The sequence below is a fragment of the Nocardia sp. NPDC060220 genome (assembly GCF_042727815.1).
Taxonomy (GTDB): Bacteria; Actinomycetota; Actinomycetes; order Mycobacteriales; family Mycobacteriaceae; genus Nocardia.
In genome coordinates, this window is record NZ_JBHWZY010000600.1 from 1 (window position 1) to 4,356 (window position 4,356).

At 71.0% G+C, this 4,356-nt stretch carries 1 protein-coding gene; it reads left to right on the forward strand.

What is annotated here, in order from left to right:
• Positions 1-8 precede the first annotated feature (8 nt).
• Positions 9-4,356, forward strand: a 4,348-nt coding sequence (locus tag ACFWF3_RS26010) for an amino acid adenylation domain-containing protein (RefSeq protein ID WP_379315928.1), incomplete at its 3' end; no start/stop codon positions are given.

Genomic DNA, 4,356 nt, shown 5'->3' on the forward strand with positions numbered 1-4,356 from the left:
AGGGTGGGGTGGTCGATGATCGGCCCGCGCTCGTCGCGGGTCCGCGTCCCGAGCTGTGGCCGCTCTCGCCCGCGCAGCAGCGGATGTGGTTCCTCAACCGGTTCGATCCGGCGACCGGGGCGTACAACATCCCGATCGCGGTGCGGTTGACGGGTGCGCTGGATCGGGACGCGTTGCGGGCGGCGGTGGGTGATCTGATCGCGCGGCACGAGGTGCTGCGCACGGTGTACCCCGAGGTCGACGGGGTGGGGACGCAGCGGGTTCTTCCTGTCGCCGAGGCGCTCGAAGTGCTTGCGGCCGAATTGTCTTCGAGCGACCACCCCGATACCGGCGCCGATGGGGTCGCGGCGGGGTCTTCGACGGTGCTCGACGCCGTCAGCATCGGCGCCGAGGACCTTCCGGAGGTGTTGGCGGCCGTCGTTCTGCGCGGATTCGATGTCACGGCCGCGCCACCGGTGCGCGCGAGCCTGTTCGAGGTCGACGGTGATCACGTGCTGGTGCTGGTGGTGCATCACATCGCCTCCGACGGCTGGTCGGCCGGTCCGCTGGTGCGTGACACGATGACCGCCTACTACGCGCGTGCCGAAGGTGTGGCGCCGCAGTGGAATCCGCTGCCGGTGCAGTACGCCGACTACACCCTGTGGCAGCGTGCCGTCCTCGGCGCGGAGGACGACGCCGACTCGCAGGCCGGGCGCGAGATCGCGTTCTGGCGTGACTCGCTGGCCGGACTGCCGGACGAGTCGGGCCTGCCGACCGATCGCCCTCGCCCCGCCACCGCGTCGATGCGGGGACGCCGGGTCTCGTTCGAGCTCGATGCCGACGTGGTCGCGGCGCTGAACGCTGTTGCCGCGGAACAGGGTGCGACCCTGTTCATGGTGCTGCACGCGGCATTGTCGGTGCTGATCGCACGCCTGTCGGGCAATGCCGATGTGGCGATCGGCACGCCGGTCGCCGGGCGCGGTGCCGCCGAACTCGACGACGTCATCGGCATGTTCGTCAACACCGCCGTGCTGCGCACTCAGGTGCGTGGCGGCGAACCGTTCGCCGGCCTGCTCGGCCGCGTCCGCACCGGGGATCTGGCCGCCTTCGACCACACCACCCTGCCGTTCGAGCGGCTCGTCGAGGTGCTCGCGCCGACCCGTTCAGCCGGTCGCCATCCGCTGTTCCAGGTGGCACTGTCGTTGCAGAACCTGCCGCCGACCACCTTCGAGCTGCCCGGTCTGCGCGCTGCCGCCGTCGACTTGCCCTATGACATCGAGAAATTCGATCTCTCCCTGACCCTGCGTGATTCCGCGGCCATGGGTCTGTCCGGCGAATTCTCCTACGCCACAGATCCGTTCGACGAGCAGACCATCCGGCGCACGGTAGCCCGCTTCACCGGCCTGCTCGCCGCGATCGCCGCGGCCCCGCAGACTCCCGTCGCCGACCTGCCACTGCTGATCGACACCGAACTCGCCGACCTGACCGCCCGCACCGGCGGCCCGTCGACTCCCGCTGCGCTGCTGCCGCAGGTGCTCGCCCGCGCCGCCGCCGACCCCACCGCGATCGCCATCCGCGACGGCGCCCGCACCCTCACCTACGGCGAGCTCGACGACGCCTCCGCCTCCCTGGCCGCCCGTCTCGCCGATCTCGGCGTCGGCACGGGTGACCTTGTCGCCGTGAGTATTCCGCGTTCGGCCCACTCGATCACCGCGATCTGGGCCGTCGTGAAGTCCGGCGCGGGCTTCCTCCCGGTCGACCCGAACTATCCCGCCGACCGCATCGCCCACATGCTCTCCGATTCCGGCGCGGCGGCGGGTATCACGATCGAGGCGGTGCGGTCGGATCTGCCGGCTACCGTGAACTGGCTCGTGCTCGACGGCACAGAACTCACGGCAGACGATGCGGCGCGGGCGGGCCTGGGCGCATACGCACGTGCCGGTGACAGGACGATCAGCGTCGAGAACGCCGTCGATGCCGAGACCGGTCGCGGCGGCGTCGTGACCTCTCCAGATGCCCCCGTGGCCGATTCCCGTACGGTCGGCGCAGCAGGTGGCCGTGCGGTGAACGGCGGCGCGGCGGGTGCACGAGCGGTGGATCCGCTGGATCCCGCGTACGTCATCTACACCTCCGGCACCACCGGTCTGCCCAAGGGTGTGGTGATTCCGCACGGCGCGGTCGCGGCGTATCTACCCGTACAGGCCGGGCGGTACCTGGCCTGCGCCGATGCGCGTGTGCTGCACGTGGCGTCGCCCTCGTTCGACATCTCCGTGGCCGAGTTGCTGCTGACCGTGACCGAGGGGGCGACGATGGTCATCGCGCCCGCCGGGGTGTTCGGTGGGGCGGAGCTGGGGGAGTTGCTGCGGGCCGAGCGGGTGACCCATGTGGTCATCACGCCGTCGGCGCTGGCGACGGTACACCCCGAGGGCCTCGACGAGCTGCGGATGGTAGTGGTCGGTGGCGAGGCGTGCCCGCCGGAACTGGTGGCGCGGTGGACCGCCGCGATTCCGGGTCTGATTTTCCGCAACGGTTACGGCCCGACCGAGACGACCATCGTCACCAATATCAGCGAACCACTCAGTGCGGCAACGGCGATCACGCTCGGCGCACCGGTGGAGGGCACGACCGAACTGGTGCTCGACGAGCGGCTGCGGCCGGTGCCCGCCGGGGTCGTCGGCGAGCTGTACATCGCTGGTGCGCAGCTGGCGCGCGGCTACCATCGCAGGCCCGCGCTGACCGCAGGCCGGTTCGTCACCAATCCCTTCGGCGCGCCCGGCGAGCGGATGTACCGCACCGGTGACACCGTGCGCTGGGTGCGGCGCGAAGGCTCGTTCGATCTGGAGTACCTGGGCCGCAACGACTTCCAGGTGAAGGTGCGCGGCTTCCGGATCGAACTCGGCGAGATCGACGCGGTCCTGGCCCGCCATCGGACGGTCGACTTCGCCGCCACCGTCGGTCATCGGACCGACGCGGGCGCCACCCTGCTGGTCTCCTATGTCGTGCCCGTCGCCGGTGCCACGATCGACGCCGCGACCCTCATCGCGCACACCGCCGCGCACCTGCCCTCGCACATGGTGCCCGCCGCGGTCGTCACTCTCGATGCCGTGCCGCTGACCCCCGTCGGCAAGCTCGATCGGGCCGCGCTGCCCGCACCGGTCTTCGACACCGCCGCCTACCGGGCACCGGAAACGGTGGCCGAGCAGGTGGTGGCCGCCGTGTTCGCCGAGGTCCTCGGACTGGACCGGGTCGGCCGCGACGACGACTTCTTCGATCTGGGCGGCAACTCGCTGCTGGCGACCCGGTTGATGGCCCGCATCGGCGCCGACCTCGACATGCGCATTCCCGTCCGCCAACTCTTCGACACCACGACGGTGCTGACGCTGGCCGCGGCCGCCGACCGTCTGCGTGGCACCGGCACCGGCCCCGCGCTGGTGGCGGGACCCCGACCCGATCCCGTGCCGCTCTCGCCTGCCCAGCAGCGCATGTGGTTCCTCAACCGCTTCGATCCCGGCTCGGCCACCGACAACATCCCGCTGGCCGTCCGGCTCACCGGTGCGCTCGACATCGCCGCACTCCAGGCCGCGATCGTCGACGTGCTGGACCGGCACGAGGTCCTGCGCACCCGCTACCCGGAACTGGACGGCAACGCCATCGCCGAGATCCTTCCGGCGACCGGCCTCCTTCCCGAGGTCCACCCGCAGATCGTGGATGCGGCCGAGCTGTCCGACGCCGTGCGTACCTTCGCCGCCACCGGCTTCGACCTCACCGTCGACGCCCCGATCCGCGCGACGCTGCTGCGTGTTGCCCCGGACACCGCGCTGGAGCATCGCGCGTCGGGTGCGCGTGACCGGGCCGATGGGCATGCCGCAGTGGCGGACTCGACGGGGTCTGCCGGTGCTGAGTACGTGCTGGTCATCGTGTTGCATCACATCGCGGCCGATGGTTTCTCGTTCGGGCCGTTGATCCGGGACGTGCTCACGGCCTACGGCACGCGCGCCATCGGTGAGGCCCCGGGTTGGGCGCCGTTGGAGGTGCAATACGCCGACTACGCCGTGTGGCAGCACACGGTGCTCGGTGATGCGGCCGATCCGGAATCGGTGGCGGCGAAGCAGCTCTCGTTCTGGCGTGACGCGCTGGCGGGGGTACCCGAGCAGCTGGAATTGCCCACCGACCGGACCCGGCCTGCGGTCGCTTGCGGGCGGGGTGCGATGCACGGCGTCGAGATCGATGCCGCGACCCATCGGGCACTGGCGGAATTCGCTCGCGCGCAGGGCATCACGGTGTTCATGGCCGCGCACGCGGTGTTCGCGGTGCTGCTGGCACGGCTGTCGGCGACCACCGACATCGCGATCGGCACGCCGGTGTCGGGGCGGGGTG